15 protein-coding genes and 2 pseudogenes are annotated in these 15,705 nt (G+C 74.7%); 6 read left to right on the forward strand and 11 right to left on the reverse strand.

Features of this window, described 5'->3' with window-relative positions:
• Window positions 1-483 (forward strand): annotated as a pseudogene (locus ACFVU3_RS24555) (2-oxoacid:ferredoxin oxidoreductase subunit beta); the annotation flags it as partial.
• Window positions 484-562: 79 nt separating this feature from the next.
• Here the strand turns inward: ACFVU3_RS24555 and ACFVU3_RS24560 are convergent.
• From ACFVU3_RS24560 to ACFVU3_RS24575, 4 genes are all read right to left on the reverse strand, one after another.
• Window positions 563-2,818, reverse strand: a complete 2,256-nt coding sequence (locus ACFVU3_RS24560) for a bifunctional serine/threonine-protein kinase/ABC transporter substrate-binding protein (protein ID WP_390069314.1) — start codon at window positions 2,816-2,818, stop codon at window positions 563-565.
• Between the two features lie 3 nt (window positions 2,819-2,821).
• Window positions 2,822-4,996, reverse strand: a complete 2,175-nt coding sequence (locus ACFVU3_RS24565; protein ID WP_390069521.1) for a bifunctional serine/threonine-protein kinase/ABC transporter substrate-binding protein — start codon at window positions 4,994-4,996, stop codon at window positions 2,822-2,824.
• Window positions 4,997-5,328: 332 nt separating this feature from the next.
• Window positions 5,329-5,991 (reverse strand): hypothetical protein, encoded by a 663-nt coding sequence (locus ACFVU3_RS24570; protein WP_390069315.1) that lies wholly within the window; start codon window positions 5,989-5,991, stop codon window positions 5,329-5,331.
• A 290-nt stretch (window positions 5,992-6,281) separates the two neighbouring features.
• Complete coding sequence (locus ACFVU3_RS24575) at window positions 6,282-6,689, reverse strand: winged helix-turn-helix transcriptional regulator (protein WP_390069317.1); 408 nt, start codon at window positions 6,687-6,689, stop codon at window positions 6,282-6,284.
• A gap of 118 nt (window positions 6,690-6,807) precedes the next feature.
• Here ACFVU3_RS24575 and ACFVU3_RS24580 point away from each other — a divergent pair, with 118 nt between their 5' ends.
• The 3 genes from ACFVU3_RS24580 to ACFVU3_RS24590 all read left to right on the forward strand — a co-directional run bounded on the left by ACFVU3_RS24580 (window position 6,808) and on the right by ACFVU3_RS24590 (window position 9,492).
• Window positions 6,808-7,683 carry an NmrA family NAD(P)-binding protein gene (locus tag ACFVU3_RS24580; protein WP_390069318.1) on the forward strand — a complete coding sequence of 292 codons (876 nt, stop codon included), beginning with the start codon at window positions 6,808-6,810 and terminating at the stop codon, window positions 7,681-7,683.
• Between the two features lie 103 nt (window positions 7,684-7,786).
• On the forward strand, window positions 7,787-8,812 hold the full coding sequence (gene rarD, locus ACFVU3_RS24585; protein ID WP_390069319.1) for an EamA family transporter RarD: 1,026 nt from the start codon (window positions 7,787-7,789) through the stop codon (window positions 8,810-8,812).
• Between the two features lie 62 nt (window positions 8,813-8,874).
• A complete protein-coding gene (locus ACFVU3_RS24590; protein ID WP_390069321.1) occupies window positions 8,875-9,492 on the forward strand; it encodes a DUF4291 domain-containing protein in 618 nt (205 codons plus the stop codon).
• A 3-nt stretch (window positions 9,493-9,495) separates the two neighbouring features.
• Here the strand turns inward: ACFVU3_RS24590 and ACFVU3_RS24595 are convergent, their stop codons facing one another.
• Entirely contained in the window at window positions 9,496-10,077 is a 582-nt protein-coding gene (locus ACFVU3_RS24595) for a TetR/AcrR family transcriptional regulator (protein WP_390069323.1), read from the reverse strand.
• Between the two features lie 98 nt (window positions 10,078-10,175).
• Here ACFVU3_RS24595 and ACFVU3_RS24600 point away from each other — a divergent pair, with 98 nt between their 5' ends.
• Together ACFVU3_RS24600 and ACFVU3_RS24605 are read left to right on the forward strand one after the other, a co-directional pair.
• A complete protein-coding gene (locus ACFVU3_RS24600; protein ID WP_390069325.1) occupies window positions 10,176-10,664 on the forward strand; it encodes a VOC family protein in 489 nt (162 codons plus the stop codon).
• 49 nt (window positions 10,665-10,713) lie between these two features.
• Complete coding sequence (locus ACFVU3_RS24605) at window positions 10,714-11,181, forward strand: VOC family protein (RefSeq protein WP_390069327.1); 468 nt, start codon at window positions 10,714-10,716, stop codon at window positions 11,179-11,181.
• Window positions 11,182-11,223: 42 nt separating this feature from the next.
• Here the strand turns inward: ACFVU3_RS24605 and ACFVU3_RS24610 are convergent, their stop codons facing one another.
• From ACFVU3_RS24610 to ACFVU3_RS24635, 6 genes and pseudogenes are all read right to left on the reverse strand, one after another.
• The gene (locus ACFVU3_RS24610; protein ID WP_390069328.1) at window positions 11,224-11,652 is read right to left on the reverse strand and encodes an RNHCP domain-containing protein; all 429 of its coding nucleotides are present in this window, start codon (window positions 11,650-11,652) and stop codon (window positions 11,224-11,226) included.
• A 1-nt stretch (window position 11,653) separates the two neighbouring features.
• A complete protein-coding gene (locus ACFVU3_RS24615; protein WP_390069330.1) occupies window positions 11,654-11,998 on the reverse strand; it encodes an RNHCP domain-containing protein in 345 nt (114 codons plus the stop codon).
• 237 nt (window positions 11,999-12,235) lie between these two features.
• Window positions 12,236-12,727: a DUF1203 domain-containing protein gene (locus ACFVU3_RS24620; RefSeq protein ID WP_390069331.1), complete on the reverse strand. Its 492-nt coding sequence runs from the start codon at window positions 12,725-12,727 to the stop codon at window positions 12,236-12,238.
• A 146-nt stretch (window positions 12,728-12,873) separates the two neighbouring features.
• Window positions 12,874-14,037, reverse strand: coding sequence for an esterase-like activity of phytase family protein (locus tag ACFVU3_RS24625; protein ID WP_390069332.1), 1,164 nt, complete (start codon window positions 14,035-14,037; stop codon window positions 12,874-12,876).
• 106 nt (window positions 14,038-14,143) lie between these two features.
• Window positions 14,144-14,524, reverse strand: a pseudogene (locus tag ACFVU3_RS24630) (VOC family protein); the annotation flags it as partial.
• Window positions 14,525-14,568: 44 nt separating this feature from the next.
• On the reverse strand, window positions 14,569-15,672 hold the full coding sequence (locus tag ACFVU3_RS24635) for a hypothetical protein (RefSeq protein WP_390069333.1): 1,104 nt from the start codon (window positions 15,670-15,672) through the stop codon (window positions 14,569-14,571).
• Between the last annotated feature and the right edge of the window lie 33 nt (window positions 15,673-15,705).

Below are 15,705 nucleotides of genomic sequence, written 5' to 3' on the forward strand. Positions count from 1 at the left end.
CTCACCGAGGTCCTGCGCCAGGCCGCCGACCACGACGGCACCGCCCTCGTCGAGATCTACCAGAACTGCAACATCTTCAACGACGGCGCCTTCGAGGTCCTCAAGGACAAGGACCAGGCCAAGGAAGCCGTCATCCGCCTCGAACACGGACAGCCGATCCGCTTCGGCACCGACCTCGCCAGGGGCGTCGTCCGCGACCCCGCCACCGGCGACCTGGAGGTCGTCGAGGTCACCCCGGACAACGAACACCGGATCCTCGTCCACGACGCGCACGCCGCCTCACCCACGACCGCCTTCGCCCTCTCCCGCCTCGCCGACCCCGACACCCTCCACCAGACCCCCATCGGCGTCTTCCGCTCCGTCGAACGCCCGGTCTACGACACCCTCATGACCGAGCAGCTCGACCACGCGACAGAACGCCAGGGCGAAGGCGACCTCGCCCGGCTCCTCGCCGGCAACGACACCTGGACGGTGGTCGGCTGACGGCCGGTCACGGACCATCGGGGGCGCGGCCGGCACCGGTCGCGCCCCTCACCGTGTCGGGGACGCCCTGGCCTCCGGGTCAGGGCGCCTTCTGCCGCTCGCGTCTCTTCCGTTCGGCGATCTCGTCGTCGCCGACCTTCTCGTAGTGGCCGAGGTAGCGGACCTTCCCGCCCGCCTCGACGCGGTGGATGTACACCTGGTGCAGGAAGCGGAAGCTGTTCGAGGTGTCGAAGCCGTACTTCTTCGTCACGCCCTCGTACGTGAGCTCCCGCAGGCGCCGGGTGAGCGCGCCCCGCTCCATGGCGAGCCCGTTCGCCGCCACGCCCCGCATGGTCTCGGCGAGCGCGAGGGTGACGTCGTACGCCTCCGCCGCGTACCGCTCGACGGGGTCCCCGGCACCCCGCCCCCAGCGCTTCCGGAAGGCGGCGGTGAACTCCTTCGCGGCCGGGGTCTCCAGGGCGCCGGGGTCGACGTACGAGGTCCCGATGTACCAGCCCTCGGCGGCGCTTCCCGCGCCGCTCAGGAACTCCGGTTCGAGGACGCTCTCGATGGCGCCGCACACGCCGGTGAAGCCGGCCGCCGCCAGCGCGCGGGCGCACCGGGCGGCCCGGGCGGGCGACAGGCCGGCGTAGAGGACGCCCTCGGCGTCCGCCGCCTTCGCGGCACGTGCCGACGGGCCGAAGTCGTCGGACTCGGCGTCGACCTGGTGGCGGCTGACGGTGGCGTCGGCGACGGCGAGGTTGCTCTCCAGCGAGGTGCCCATGGCCCAGGCGATCTGTCCGGCGGCCCCGTCCTCGACGACCGCGACCCTGCGCAGCTTGCGCGCGATGGCGACGGTCGAGAAGCCGAGCTGGAGGAGTTCGGCCTGGGTGCGCATCTCGAAGTAGGCGGGCTCGCCCATGAGGTCGGGCATCACGGTGTAGTCGACGCCGGTGGCGACGCTGGCGTACACGAGGGAGTTCTTCTGGTAGGTCGCGGCCGCGGCGGCGACGACCTGCGGCGAGGTCGCCCCGATGACGGCGAGGACGGCGGGGTCCTTGCCGATGGCGGTGGCGGTACGGGCCGCGTGGGCGGGGTCGCCGGCGTCGTCGTGGACCGTGACGGCGAGGCCGAAGGCGCGGTCGGGGCGGGCGTTGTGCCGGTCGACGGCGAGCCGGATCCCCCGCTCCTGGGCGCGGCCGTCGGCCTTGCGGGGGCCGCTGAGGTCGGTCTGGACTCCGATCGTGTACGTGGGGAGGTTGCCGGCGGTGGCGCTCATGCTGCCGGTCACGCCGCCGTCCGCGCCGCTGGTGGCGCCGTTCCCGGTGCCGCCGCCGATCAGGCCGCCAAGCCGGGCCGCGAGGGCACCGGCGGTCACGACGAGGGCCGCCGAGCCGCCCACGAGCAGGGCCCGCCGGGACGGTCCGCGGGCGGGCTCCGCGGGCACCATCGCGGTGGGTTCGGGGACGGGCAGGTCGAGGACGCGGGCGGAGCGTTCGGCGATGAGGGCGGGCAGCCCCGTCGGCAGGAGTTCGCCGGCCGGTCCCTCGGTGCCGCCGAGCGCGTCCCGGACGGCCTCGGCGGTGGGCCGGGCGGCCGGGTCCTTGGCGAGGCAGGCCGCCACCAGGGGCCTCAGGGAGGCGGGTACGGCGCCGAGTTCGGGTTCCTCGTGGACGGTGCGGTAGACGACCGCCGCCACCGTGCCGGTGCCGAAGGGACGTTCGCCGGTGAGGACGTACGCGAGGACGCAGCCGAGGGCGAACACGTCGGCGGGCGGTCCGACTTCACCTGATCCGGCGGCCCGGGCCTGTTCGGGGGCGAGGTAGCCGGGGGTGCCGATCATGGCGTCGGTGGCGGTGAGCGCGGTCGCCCCGGCCGTGCGGGCGATGCCGAAGTCGATGAGCCGGGGCCCGTCGAGGGCGAGGAGGACGTTGGCGGGCTTCACGTCCCGGTGGACGAGGCCGGCCGCGTGGAGTCCGGCGAGGGCGTCGGCGAGCCGGGCGCCGAAGGCGCGGACGGCCGGCCGGGGCAGGGGCCCGTGGAGGGCGACGGCCTCGGCGAGCGAGGGCCCGGGGACGTACTCGGTGGCGAGCCAGGGCTCGCGGGCCTCCGGGTCGGCGCCGAGGACGCGGACCACCCAGCGGCCGGTGATCCGCTCGGCGGTGCGGGCCTCGCGGCGGAAGCGTTCGCGGAAGGCGGGGTCGGCGGCGTGCTCGGCGCGGATCAGCTTGACCGCGGCGAGCGCGCCGCCGGGGGTGCGGGCGAGGTAGACGACGCCCATGCCGCCGGAGCCGAGCCGCCCGAGGAGGCGGTGACCGGCGATGGCGGAGGGGTCGGAACGGTGGAGCGGGCGCAAGGGTCAGGACCCCTGGGGCTTGGGCGGAGTGCCGGGGGCCCAGCCCACGGGCTCGTACCGCCCGTCCGCGACGGTGTACAGGTAGGTGCCGACGCCGGTCAGGTTGCCGTCCTCGACGAAGCCGTAGTCGCCCATGACGCCCTTGAAGGTCGCCTTCCTGAGGATTCCCGGGAGGGCGGTGCGGTCGGGGCGCCGGCCTCCCTTGAACGCCTTCTCGACCTGGCCGGCGAGCATCGTGACGGCGTCGTACGCCTCTCCCGCGTAGGGGGCCGGGTCGGTGCCGAACCGCGCGCGGTGGGCGGCGGTGAAGGCGGCGGCCTGCTTCCGGCTGCCGGGCGGGACGACGGGCGCGCCGACGACCCAGCCCTCGGCCGCGGCGCCCGCGCCCTGGAGGAACTCGTCGCCGAAGACGTGCTGTCCGGTGATCCGCATGCCGGTGAAACCGAGCTTGTCGAGGGTCTTGGCGGCGCGGACGGCGCTGGGGGCGAGACCGGCGTGGAGATACGCGTCGATGCCCGCGTCCACCATCTCGCCGAGGACCCGTTCCAGGCGTTTGGCGCCCGCGGGGACGACCCGGGGGTGCGGGAGGACGCCGCTCCCCTTGAAGCCGATGGTGGCGCCGACGGTGTACTGCCAGGAGTAGTTGTCGTCGGTGCGGTCCTGGAGGAGTCCGGGCCGGGTGACGGGCCGGGGGCTCTTCGTCAGGACGTGGTAGGCGAGGTAGAGCGCCGCGTAGTTGTGCCGGGTGCAGAGCCGCAGGACGGTCAGGCCCTGGCCGAGACCGGGGTTGGTGAGGAGGTTGTAGCCGGCGGAGACCGTGAGGACGGGAAGGCGTGCCTCGTCGTAGGCGGGGAGGGCCGCGTAGCCGGTGTAGTCGTGGCTGGGTCCGATGATGCCGAGGACGTCGGGGTCGGAGGTGAGGACGCGGGCGGCGGCAGCCCCGCGCGACTGCTCCCCCCGGTCGTCGGAGACCTTCACGTCGAGCGTGAACGGCTTGTCCTTGCGGGAGTTGAAGGCGTCGACGGCGATCCGGACACCCTGCTCCTGGGCCTGGCCGATCTTCTTTCCGGGGCCGCTGAGGTCGGCCTGGACGCCGATGGTCCACTTGCGGGTCCTCGGCGCCGGAGCGGGCTTGCCGTCGGTCCTCCCTCCGTCGCCGCCGCGGAGGGCCAGCCAGGTGCCGCCGCCGGCGGCGGCGAGGACGGCGCCGCCGCCGGCGAGCAGGAGGAACCGCCGGCGGCCGGACGTCGCGGGCGCGGCGGGGGCGGGCGTGTTCGTCGGGTCGATGTCGGGGAGCGCGAGCATCCGGGCGGAGCGCTCGGCGATGGTGCGGACGACGGGGTCGGGCAGCCAGTCGGCGGCGGTGCCGGGGGTGTCCACGACGAGCCGTCCGGCGAGCTGTTCGGCGGTGGGCCGGGCGGCCGGGTCCTTGGCGAGGCAGTCCCGCAGGAGGGGCAGCAGCCCGGCCGGTACGCCGGCGAGGTCGGGCTCGTCGTGCACGGTCCGGTACATGAGGGCGTCGACGGCGCCGGTGCCGAAGGGCGGGCGTCCGGTGGCGGCGTAGGCGAGGAGGCAGCCGAAGGCGAAGACGTCGGAGGCGGGGCCGATGTCGCCGGTACGGGCCTCCGCCTGTTCCGGCGCGAGGAAGCCGGGGGTGCCGACGACCATGTCGGTGCCGGTGAGCGCGGTCTCCCCGTCGGGGTCGGCGGCGCGGGCGATGCCGAAGTCGATGAGCCGGGGCCCGTCGACGGCGAGGAGGACGTTGGCGGGCTTCACGTCGCGGTGGACGAGGCCGGCGGCGTGGACGGCGGCGAGCCCGCGGGCGACGGCGCCGCCGAGGATGCGGAGGCTGCGGCCGGGCAGGGGTCCGTGGGCGGCGATCGCCTCGCCGAGGGAGGGGCCGGGCACGAAGGCGGTGGCGAGCCACGGTTCGGGGGCGTCGGGGTCGGCGCCGAGGACCGGGACGGCCCACGGGGACACGACCCGCCGGGCGGCCTCGACCTCGCGCCGGAACCGGGCGCGGAAGTCGGCCCGTTCGGCCCGGTCGGAGAGCGTGACCTTCACGGCGGCCAGCTCGCCCGTCTCCGTACGGCCCAGGTAGACGACGCCCATGCCGCCGGCCCCGAGCCGCCCGAGGAGGCGGTACCCGGCGAGGGAGGAGGGGTCCGCGGGCAGCAGCGGGGCGAGGTCGCCCGCGGCGGGCGCGGGACGGGTGGGGACGGGCGCGGGCCCCGCGGTGGAAGCGGACTCCGGCTCCGGCGAGGACCCGGCATCGGCTTCGGCATCGGCTTCGGGTACGGCTTCGGGTACGGCGGCGTCGGCCTCGGCACCGGGTGGGGCGGCGGGCGCCGGGGGGACGATCCGGGGGTCGGGGATCCGTCGCTCGCCGCCGGGCGGCCGGACCCGGGGACGCCCGTCGACGGGCGGTACGTCCCCGGAGCGGTCGGCGGCCGGAGGCCGGTGCTGGGGGGCGTCCGGGGACGGCTCGCGGTCGTCCGGGCTCACGGGGCTCACTGCTTGACCTCCAGCTCGGCCTGGGTGCGGTTGAGCATGGTGACGAGCGCCCGGATCATCGCCGTACTGACCTCGTCCTCGGTGTGGCCGGCCGATCCCTTGGCCGAGACGGCGAGCGTCACCGGCCCCACCCGCGACTGGGACCATCCGTAGAAGTGCTCGCCCTTCACGCCGTCCTTGACGTACTTCCCGCGCTCGCTGAGCGAGTCCGCGGCGGTGAAGTTGCCGTTGACGCCGAAGGGGTTGCCGATGGAGAAGAGCCCCGTGACCTTCTCCCCGGCACGCAGGATCTGGTCGGGGCAGCGGAGGGCCTCCTCCAGGGTCTGCGCCATCTCCCAGTCCGCCTCGTCGACCGTGGTGTGGACGGTGACGGTGGCGGCGACCTGGAGCAGGCCCTTGGTCCCCTTGGCGGGGACCTGGCTGTAGCCGGTGACGCTGTGCAGGACGGTGGACGGCACGGTCCCGGCCTCCCACCGGCAGGTGGTGGGCAGCACGGGCCAGTAGTCCTCGGAGCTCAGGTACGGGTTCCGCTCGGTGAAGCCGGGTCCCCAGGTGTCGGGCTCGGCGAGGACGGCGAGGGAGAGCCGCTTGGCGTCGGCCCTGTTCTTCGGGGCGCGGGAAGGGTCGAAGGTGAAGCTCAGGGCCGTGGGCGTGGCCACGGGGTCGGGCGTCGCCGGCGTGGACGGGGACCCGCTCGCGGACGGCGACCCGGAGGTGGACGGCGACCCGGACGCGGACGGCGAGGCCGGGGCGGACGTCGAGGGCTTCGGGCCGCCGCTCCCGCCCCCTCCCCCCGAGCACCCCGTCAGCAGGACGACGCCCGCCACCACGGCACAGCAGGAACGCGACAGCCGTACGCAGGACACGATTCCCCCACCCCCCGCTCACACGATTCCCCCAGGGGTCACGATCGTATGCGCGGAAGGGCCAACTCCGGTCCACTACAAGGTCATTGGTCCCGGGCCTCGTCGTAGCGGGTGCGGGCGGCCTCGACGGCGGGGACGCGGGACTCGGTCCAGAGGGCGAGTTCCCTGACGCGGAGGGCGGCCTCGTCGCCGAGCGGGGTGAGGGTGTAGTCGACCCGGGGCGGGATGACGGGCTTGGCGTCGCGGTGGACGAAGCCGTCGCGTTCCAGGGTCTGGAGGGTCTGGGTGAGCATCTTCTCGCTGACGCCGCCGATCCGCCGGCGCAGTTCGCTGAAGCGGTACGAGCGCTCCAGGAGGGCGATCAGGACGAGGACGCCCCAGCGGCTGGTGACGTGCTCCAGGACGAGGCGCGACGGGCACAGGGTGCCGTCGACGTCGGCGAGCAGGGGGGCGGTGGGCGTCGCCGCGGGCGTTTCGGTACTTACCTCCATGACAGTACCTTACTTCAAAGTGGGTACTTTCGATTGGTTAGCGCACCTCGTACGGTGAGTGTGTCGCCGGAGCGCGCCCCGCGCCGCCCCACCCGCACCCCATCGCGAAGGAAGCACCATGAGCATCGTCGTCACCGGAGCCACCGGACAGCTCGGCCGTCTCGTCGTCGACGCCCTCCTCGCCGACCCGGCCGTCCCCGCCGGATCCGTCGCCGCCGTCGTGCGGAACGAGGAGAAGGCCGCCGGCCTCGCGGACCGCGGGGTCGAGCTGCGGATCGCCGACTACAGCCGCCCCGAGACGCTGGCCGGCGCCTTCCGGGCGGGCGACCGGGTGCTGCTGATCTCCGGCAGCGAGGTCGGGCAGCGGGTGCCCCAGCACGCCGCCGTGATCGACGCGGCCAGGGCGGCGGGCGTGGCCCAGCTCGCGTACACCGGCGTCCTGGGCGGTCCGGACGCCGACTTCGACCTGGCGGCGGAGCACAAGGAGACCGAGGCGCTGATCCTCGCCTCGGGGCTGCCGTACACCTTCCTCCGCAACGGCTGGTACAGCGAGAACTACACGGCGAACCTCGCCCCCGTCCTCGCCCACGGCGCCGTCGTCGCCAACGCGGGCGACGGCCGGGTCGCCTCCGCCACCCGCGCCGACTACGCGGCCGCCGCGGCGGCGGTGCTGTCCGGCCCGGCCGGGGAGCACCTGGGCAAGGCGTACGAGCTGAGCGGCGACGAGGCGTGGTCGCTGGCCGAGTACGCGGCGGAGGTCGCGGCCCGCAGCGGCCGGGAGATCGCGTACACGAACGTGCCGGCCGCGGCGCACCGGGAGATCCTGACCGGCGCCGGGGTGCCGGAGTTCTTCGCGGCGATCCTGGTCGACGTGGACGAGGCGATCGAGCGGGGCTCGCTGGCGGTGCGGACCGGCGACCTGGCGCGGCTGATCGGCCGCCCGACCACGCCGATCGGCACCACGATCGGCGAGGCGCTGGCCGCGGCGGAGTGACCACCCCCTCAAGGTCATGACCGTATAGCGGTACACACATGACAGCCTGCCCTGTGCGGCGCTACCTTCGTCGGAACAGCGCGGCGCAGGGCGGGAGGCTTTCATGGGCGGAAGAGGCACGGTCGGGACCGGCACGACGGGTGCGGTCGGGGGCGGGGAGACCGAGAGCCGGGCCGGACTGCTCTACGGCATCGCCGCGTACGCCATGTGGGGCCTGGTCCCGCTCTACTGGCCGCTCCTGAAGCCCGCGAGCGCCGGCGAGATCCTGGCCCACCGGATGGTGTGGTCGTTCGTCTTCGTCGGCCTCGCCCTGCTGGTGCTGCGCCGCTGGGGCTGGGTCCGGGAGCTGGCGGCCAGCCCGCGCAAGCTGGGGCTGCTGACGATCGCCGCGACCGTCATCACCGTGAACTGGGGCCTGTACATCTGGTCGGTCAACAACGGCCACGTCGTCGAGTCGTCCCTGGGGTACTTCATCAACCCCCTGGTGACGATCGCGCTCGGCGTCCTCGTCCTGAAGGAACGTCTCCGCCCGGCCCAGTGGGCGGCGGTCGGCATCGGCTTCGCGGCCGTGCTGGTCCTGGCGGTCGGCTACGGCCGCCCGCCGTGGATCTCCCTCACTCTGGCCTTCTCGTTCGCCGTCTACGGCCTGGTGAAGAAGCAGGTCAACCTCGGCGGCCTGGAGTCGCTGGCGGCCGAGACGGCCGTCCAGTTCCTGCCCGCCCTCGGCTACCTGGTCCTCCTCGGCTCGCGGTCCGACCTCGCCTTCGGCTCCGAGGGCGTCGGCCACATGGCGCTCCTCGCCTCGACCGGCATCGTCACGGCGATCCCGCTGATCTGCTTCGGCGCGGCGGCGATCCGGGTCCCGCTCTCGACCCTGGGCCTCCTCCAGTACCTGGCCCCCACCTTCCAGTTCGTCCTGGGCATCGTGTACTTCCACGAGGCCATGCCCCCCGAGCGCTGGGCCGGCTTCTCCCTGGTCTGGCTCGCCCTCACGATCCTCACCTGGGACGCCCTCCGCACCGCCCGCCGCAGCCGCGCCGCGGTGGCCCGGGCGGCCGAGGAGGCCGCCGGCCGCCTCACGGAGACGGCCGGCACCCCCCGCCCGGCGACGGACGACGTCCGCGCCTGAGCCGCGTCCCCCCGCCGGAAATCCACTGGCCGGAGCGCCGCTCCGGGATCCACGCTGTCCCCATGTCCCCGCTCCCGCCCCCGGCCGGCCACGAGCCGGAGCGCCGCGTCCGCGCGCTGCACACCCCCACCACGGTCACCGTCTACCAGGCGTATCCGCCGGGGATCGGCCTGCCCGCCGCGCGGGACGGCCGGTTCCCGGCGGCCTGGAAGCGGGACCGGATGACGTGGATCAAACCGTCGTTCCTGTGGATGATGTACCGCTCCGGCTGGGGCTCCAAAGAGGGCCAGGAGACCGTCCTCGCCGTGGAGATCACCCGCGAGGGCTTCGAGTGGGCGCTGCGGCACGCCTGCCTCTCCCACTACGAGCGCGGCTTCCACTCCGACCGGGCGGCCTGGCAGCGCGAGCTGCGCCGGGCGCCGGCGCGCGTGCAGTGGGACCCGGAGCGGGACCTGCGGCTCGCGCCGCTGCCGTACCGGTCGCTCCAGCTGGGGCTCGCGGGCGAGGCGGCGGGGCGGTACGCGGACGCGTGGACGGTCTCCGTGCGGGACGTGACCGGGCTCGCCCACGAGGTCCACGCCCTGGTGCGCGCGGGCGATCTGCCGGGCGCGGCCGGGCTGCTGCCGGAGGAGACCCCGTACCCGGAGACGGCGGGGCTGCTGGACCGCGTCCGGCGCTGATCGTCAGGCCGGGGTGCGCAGGCCCGTGAGGAGGCGGTCCAGGGAGCGGACCGTGGCGCCGGGGTCGCCGCCGCGGGCGATCCAGAGGGCGCCCTCGTTCATGGCGCCGGAGAGGAGCCGGGCCAGCGGTTCCACCGGCTGGTCCGCGATGACCCCCGCCTCGGCGAGGGCCGTCAGGGCCTCCGCCAGGTGCCGGGCGGAGGACTCCTCGTCGAGGGCCCGCCACTCGTCCCAGCCGAGCACGGTCGGGGCGTCGACGAGGAGGATCCGCCGCACCGCCGGGTCGGTCCCGGCGTCCAGGAAGGCGCGGCAGCCGGCCCGGAGCTGCTCCCAGAGGTCCTCGTGCCGTTCGGCCTCGGCCGCGACCCGCTCGCCGAGCTCCCGCTGGACCTCGGCGACGACGGCCCGGAAGAGTCCCGCCTTGCTGTCGAAGTGGTGGTAGGCGGCGCCCTTGGTGACCCCGGCGGCCCGCGCCACCTCGGCGAGCACCACGTGGTGGTAGCCGTCGGCGGCGAACCGCCGCCGTCCCTCGTCCAGCAGGGCCCGCCGTGTGGCCGCCCGCTGTTCCGCCCGGTTGACCGCCATCGCGCGCACCGCCCTTCCCGTTTCACATACCCGAGGTATGCTAACCCCATGATTCGCATACCCGGGGTATGTGAAACGGAGACACGGAGGACAGCGCCATGACGAACGCACCCGTGACGGACCCGACCACGAACGACACGGCGGCGGAAGCGGCGGCGGACGCGACCGCGCTCCGCGGCTTCTACCCGGTGCTCGCCACCGGCGACGTGGCCGCCGCCCGCGACTTCTACACCCGCCACCTCGGCTTCGAGACCACCTTCGAGGCGGACTGGTACGTGAGCCTGCGCCGCACCGACGCCCCTCAGTACGAGCTGGCCCTGCTCGACCACACCCACCCGACCCTCCCCGAGGGCCACCGGGCCGCACTCCGGGGCGGTCTGCTGCTGAACTTCGAGGTGGACGACGTCGACGCCGAGCACCGGCGGCTCGTCGCCGGGGCCGGCCTGACGGAGGTGCTGTCGCTGCGCACGGAGGAGTTCGGCCAGCGCCACTTCATCGTCGCCGCCCCCGACGGCGTGCTGATCGACGTCATCACCGTCGTCCCGCCGACCGGGGAGTTCGCCGCCCAGTACACCGGCGGCGCCTGACCGGCCGTTCCACTGGCGTCCGGGGCCCGGGTGCAGGAGGCTCGGGAGGATGGAGCCACTGCACTGGAAGCTCGTCGTCGACTGCGCCGACCCGCACGCCCAGGCCGCTTTCTGGGCGGCCGCCCTCCGGTACGCGGAGGAGGACCACAGCGGCCTCGTGGGGAAGCTGCTCGCCGCCGGGGCCGTACCGGCCGAGGCGACCGTCACCGTGCACGCCGGGAAGCCGGAGGAGCGGCTCGGGTGGCGCGATCTCGCCGGCGCCCGGCATCCGGAGGACCCGGTGTCGGAGGAGAACGGCGCGGGGCTCGGCCGCCGGATCCTCTTCCAGCGGGTGCCCGAGGCGAAGACCGTGAAGAACCGGCTGCACCTCGACGTCCACGCCCCGCCCGGCACCCGGGACGCCGAGGTGGAGCGCCTGGAGGGGCTGGGCGCGGCCGTCCTGCGGCGGGTGGCGGAGCAGGGCGGCGCGTGGGTGGTGATGACCGACCCCGAGGGGAACGAGTTCTGCGTGCAGTGAGGGCACGCGAGGACCCGTACGCCCCCGGGGCCGGCCGCCGGCTCACAGGGAGAACAGCGCCCCCTGGGCCACGTCCGCCACGCCCGGGTCCCGCAGCGGCCGCAGGGCGAGCCGCATCAGGGCGAGGGCGTTGTCGTCGCCGGCGATCCGGTTGGCGCTCAGTTCGCCGCAGGACACGCACGCGTGGACGAGGAGCCACTCCCCGTCGGTCCTGACGGAGACGCTGAGCGGCACCATCCGGCCCCGGCAGGCGGCGGCCCGGTCACCGGGGACCCGGCCGTCCACGTGCAGGCTGGTCAGACAGGTCGGGCAGTGGTTGCGGTGCGCCGTGCCCGGCGCGGTCAGCGGCACGACGAGCCGGCAGCCGGCGCACCGGAAGTCCCGCTCCCGGTGCCCGCTCCCCCGCTCGTGCAGCACGTCCTTGCGCCGCTGGGTGCGGCGGCGGTCGCCGGTTCGCGTACGGCGGGCCATGTCACAGGTCCCCGAACGCTTCGAGCGGGAAGGGCGGCTGGGCCAGCGGCCGTACCGCCATCCGCATCAGGATGAGCCGGTTGTCGTCCTCGGCGACGGGGCTGGAGGCCAGCTCGTCGCAGCGCACGCACCGGTGCACGATCATCCAGTCCCCGGTCCGCGGGACGGCGAGGGAGATCGGTGTCATCCGCGCCTCGCAGTCGCTCGCCCCGCCCTCGACGTGGTCGTGGACGTGACGGGAGTGCAGGCAGGACGGGCAGTGGTTGCGCCGCTGTCCGCCGGCGGCGTGGGCGTGGACGGTGAGTCCGCACCACACGCAGGTGAAGGTGTCGATGGTGATGGTCACCCGGAGGCTCCTTGCCGAGAAGGTGTCACTGGCAGCAGGAGTCGGCCGAGCGGGCCTCGCGCGGGGGGAGTGCCTAGGCGGCGGGGGCCGGGGGCTGAGGCGCGCTCGGCGCGGGCCGGGTCATACAACACCCTCTCTGCGGGCAGGGGCCCGGGACGTACGGCGGACGGATCGGAGTCACCCCGACGGTAGACACCGCTCCCCGCCCGCCGCCACCGCTTTTCGCGGCGGGCGCCGTCAGGGCCGGCGCACCTCGAAGTGGAAGCAGCCGTACTCGACCGCCCGCACGTGCACGAGGGCGACGGCCGGATCGGCGAACGCCTCGGTGAACGCCTCGTCGAGGCCGGGGAGTTCGACCAGCCGTCCGCCGACGATGCGGCCGTCCGCGCTGTAGCGGCGGACGGTCCGCAGGGCGCCCGCCCGCTCGAAGGGGTACGCCTCCGCGTCCTCGGGCCGCTCCGGCCCGCCGCACTCCTCCGCGTGCACGAAGACGGGCCCGACCTCGTCGTACGCCCCCGGTGCGGCCCCCTCGGCCGCGGCCCACCGGCGCAGCGGCGCGTACGAGACGAGCGCGATCCGCTCCCCGGCGCGGGCGGCGCGCAGACAGCAGCGCAGCGGCTCGCCGCCCTCCGTGGCGGTGTACGGGACGCAGGGGCGTCCGGCGTCGTCGGTGGTCCGGAGCGCGGCGAGGACGGCGGGCTCGACGGCCCGTGGCGTGAAGTGGCTCATGGGCTCAGCCTCCGCCGGAACCCCCCGCCCCGCTGGCGGAATTCGGACCCCGCGGTGGGGCCTCCGTCCGTACGGGTCCCGTCCCGGCTCCCCCCGGCGTCGGTACGCGCCGCGAGGCGTACCGACGCCGTGCGGCCCCCTGGGGATCAGCGCAGGGCGAGGGCGACGATCTGGGTGACCGCGTCCTTGTCGAAGTTGTCGTCGCTGACGAGGACCAGCGTCCGCTCGCCGGACGGCAGGACGGGACCCCAGGTCATGCCCTCGGTGTTGTCGACGGTGGACAGGCCGAGGGTGTGGAAGTCCGCGACGAGCCTCTTCCGCATGGGCACGACGGCCTGTCCGGCCAGGGAGTCCACGGCCTTCACGTCGGTGGCGCCGCGCGTGGTGGCGTCGTACAGGCGGATCTTGTAGCCGGAGCCGGCGACCCAGGTGCGTTCGAGCACGAGGTAGCGGTCGGGGTCGTCCGGGAAGGCGAGGAGGGACGGGACGCCGGTGTCGGGGCCCCAGGGGCTGTTCGGGTCGGACTCGGCGAAGATCTTCTCGATCGGGTACGCGAACTGGCCGAGCACCCCGCCGCCCCGGGTCTGCCGGGTGACCCGGACGAGCGCGCCGTGCGTGGTGTCCGGCACCGGCCCGTCCTGGACGAGCGGTCCTTCGATCGCGCTGGTCACGACGGTGCCGCGGGCGCCGAAGGTGAGGGCTTCGACGGCCTGGTTGCGGCGGGGGCCGCGGTCGGGCGTGATCGTGTAGTTCGCGGGCAGCCGCAGGGAGCCGCGGTGGCTGCCGTCGGGGGCGGAGATCTCGATGGACGGCTGGATCACCGGCGGGCCGGCGACGGCGGGCCGGTCGCCCTCCTGGCCCCACCAGTAGCGGCACTGGAGCGGGTCGACGCGGATCTCCTCCGGGTCGATGGCCTTGCCGTCGCCGAGGGCGGGCGACGGGTAGACGGATCCGTCCGGCTGGAGGAGGGGGCGGGTGGAGGTGAAGTCGACGGAGTGCACGCCGGCGGCGTCGACGTCGAGCGCGGCGGTGTAGAAGCGCGCGGGCTGGAGGAAGGAGCGGTCGTCGCTGATGAAGACGTAGGCGCCGGTGCACCGGTCGCGGTCGATGCCGGAGAGGCCGCCGACCGTGGTGCCCTGGAAGTCGAGCTTGTGCGGGACGATCTTCTCGCCGAGCAGGCGGGCCTGCACCGCGCGCTTCGACTCCGCCGCGGGGGCGCCGGGTTCGGGTGCGGCGGCCACCGCGGGGGCGAGCGTGGAGGTGACGAGCAGGGCCGCGGCGCAGGCGCGGCGGATCAGGGAGGCACTCATGCCGATGATCATGTCCCGGTGCCCACCCGTCCCGCAGTCACCCAGGCGAGTGTTCCTCCCCGTGCCCGGTCCGACCGTCGGATGATCGGTGCGGCCGCTTCCGGCCGACGGGATCGATACGGCGGCGGAGCAGGCAGAACGCGTTGCCCTCCGGGTCGGCGAGGACGTGCCAGTCCTCTTCGCCCGTCTGGCCGACGTCCGCCGGGACGGCGCCGAGCGCGAGCAGCCGCTCCAGCTCGGCGTCCTGGTCGCGGTCGGTCGCGTTGACGTCGATGTGGAGACGCGGATTCCCCTTCCGGGGCGCGTCGTTCCGACTGAGGACGAGGGTGGGCTGCGGGCCGCCGAAGCCGGTGCCGGGCGGCCCGATCTCGATGCTCCCGTCGTCCTCCCGGTTCAGCTCGACGTAACCGAGGACCTCGCTCCAGAACACGGCGAGGCGTTCGGGGTCGGCGCATTCGAGGACCAGCTCACTGATGCGGCATGCCATGCGGGACAGCGTACGGACCGCTTCCGGCCCGGCGTCCCGTTCCCTCAGAGGCGCCGCACGACCGCCGCCTCGGCCCGCTCGACCGAGGCGCGGCCGTGGACGTGGACCAGGGCGAGGTGGAAGAGGGCGGGGGCGAGGGGCGCCCAGCGGTGGCGCCGCTCCGGCGAGAGCAGGTGGCGGGTGACGTCGGCCGTGCGGAAGGGGACGTACTCCATGGCGCTGTGCTCCCAGCGGTCCGGGACGCCCCGGCTCGTGCGGGCCCGCAGCTCCTCGCCGGTGAGGCCGGTCAGCCGGGCGTAGAAGTGGGCGCTCCACATCCGCTTCTCGACGTCGAGGACGAACGCGAGGAGGGCGAGGGTGAACTCATGCGGCTCCAGGGCGAGTTCCTCGGCCATTCCGCGGCGGGCGACCGCGTGCAGGTCGGGGGCGTGGCGGCCGGAGGAGTCGAGGGTCCGGGCCAGGCCCTCGTTCACGGAGGAGTTCCACAGCCCGGGCGCCATCCGGACCCGGTCCCCGCGCCGGCTGATCACCAGCAGGTCGTCGGCGGTGACGACGGCGACGTTCACACCGAAGCTGCACTGGAGGAAGGCGGGGGCGGTCAGCGGCGCGTCCGGGTCGAGCCAGCGGCCGCGCGGGGTCGTGCCGTCGGGGAGCCGCCGGTCGAGCTGCTGGGCGGCGAGGAAGGTGTAGTAGTCGGTGGGCCGGAGCCTCAGGTGCACCTCGGGGGCCTCGTCGAGGGGGGTACGGGTCACCTCGACGGACTCGACCGCGTACCGCTCCCCGTTCCAGACCGGCCGCCGGTCGCCGGCCGCCTCGGCCCGGGCCTCCTCGGCCTCGATCTCCGCCCGCCAGGGCGCCAGTTCGGCGGGCAGCTCGATCTCCCCGTCCAGCACCTGCACGTGCACGGACTCGGGGGCGATCGGCCGGTTCCCGTCGCCTTCCACGATCAGCGCCGAGGTGTGCAGCGGCCCGAGGGAGAAGGTCCCCCAGGCGCCGCCCTCCCCCGGCCGGTACGTCAGGCTGCGCATCTTCCCGGCCGCGCGCCGCCGCACCTTGAACCACAGGTCCTGCGTCCCCTGCTGGAACAGCGTCGCGAAGACGACGCCGAGGATGGCGCCGAGGATTCCGTTGCCGAGGTCTATGTCCACGCGCAGCAGCCTAGGTTGTCATGATCCCTACCG

Origin of the sequence: Streptomyces sp. NPDC058052, from assembly GCF_042885515.1 — a bacterium.
In the GTDB taxonomy this organism is placed as follows: domain Bacteria; phylum Actinomycetota; class Actinomycetes; order Streptomycetales; family Streptomycetaceae; genus Streptomyces.

What these genes read in the sequence shown, in the direction of transcription:
- ACFVU3_RS24575 (WP_390069317.1), bottom strand. Translation starts at nt 6,689, where the DNA reads ATGGAGGTAAGTACCGAAACGCCCGCGGCGACGCCCACCGCCCCCCTG.
- ACFVU3_RS24580 (WP_390069318.1), top strand. Translation starts at nt 6,808, where the DNA reads ATGAGCATCGTCGTCACCGGAGCCACCGGACAGCTCGGCCGTCTCGTC.
- rarD (WP_390069319.1), top strand. Translation starts at nt 7,787, where the DNA reads ATGGGCGGAAGAGGCACGGTCGGGACCGGCACGACGGGTGCGGTCGGG.
- ACFVU3_RS24590 (WP_390069321.1), top strand. Translation starts at nt 8,875, where the DNA reads ATGTCCCCGCTCCCGCCCCCGGCCGGCCACGAGCCGGAGCGCCGCGTC.
- ACFVU3_RS24595 (WP_390069323.1), bottom strand. Translation starts at nt 10,077, where the DNA reads ATGGCGGTCAACCGGGCGGAACAGCGGGCGGCCACACGGCGGGCCCTG.
- ACFVU3_RS24600 (WP_390069325.1), top strand. Translation starts at nt 10,176, where the DNA reads ATGACGAACGCACCCGTGACGGACCCGACCACGAACGACACGGCGGCG.
- ACFVU3_RS24605 (WP_390069327.1), top strand. Translation starts at nt 10,714, where the DNA reads ATGGAGCCACTGCACTGGAAGCTCGTCGTCGACTGCGCCGACCCGCAC.
- ACFVU3_RS24610 (WP_390069328.1), bottom strand. Translation starts at nt 11,652, where the DNA reads ATGGCCCGCCGTACGCGAACCGGCGACCGCCGCCGCACCCAGCGGCGC.
- ACFVU3_RS24620 (WP_390069331.1), bottom strand. Translation starts at nt 12,727, where the DNA reads ATGAGCCACTTCACGCCACGGGCCGTCGAGCCCGCCGTCCTCGCCGCG.
- ACFVU3_RS24625 (WP_390069332.1), bottom strand. Translation starts at nt 14,037, where the DNA reads ATGAGTGCCTCCCTGATCCGCCGCGCCTGCGCCGCGGCCCTGCTCGTC.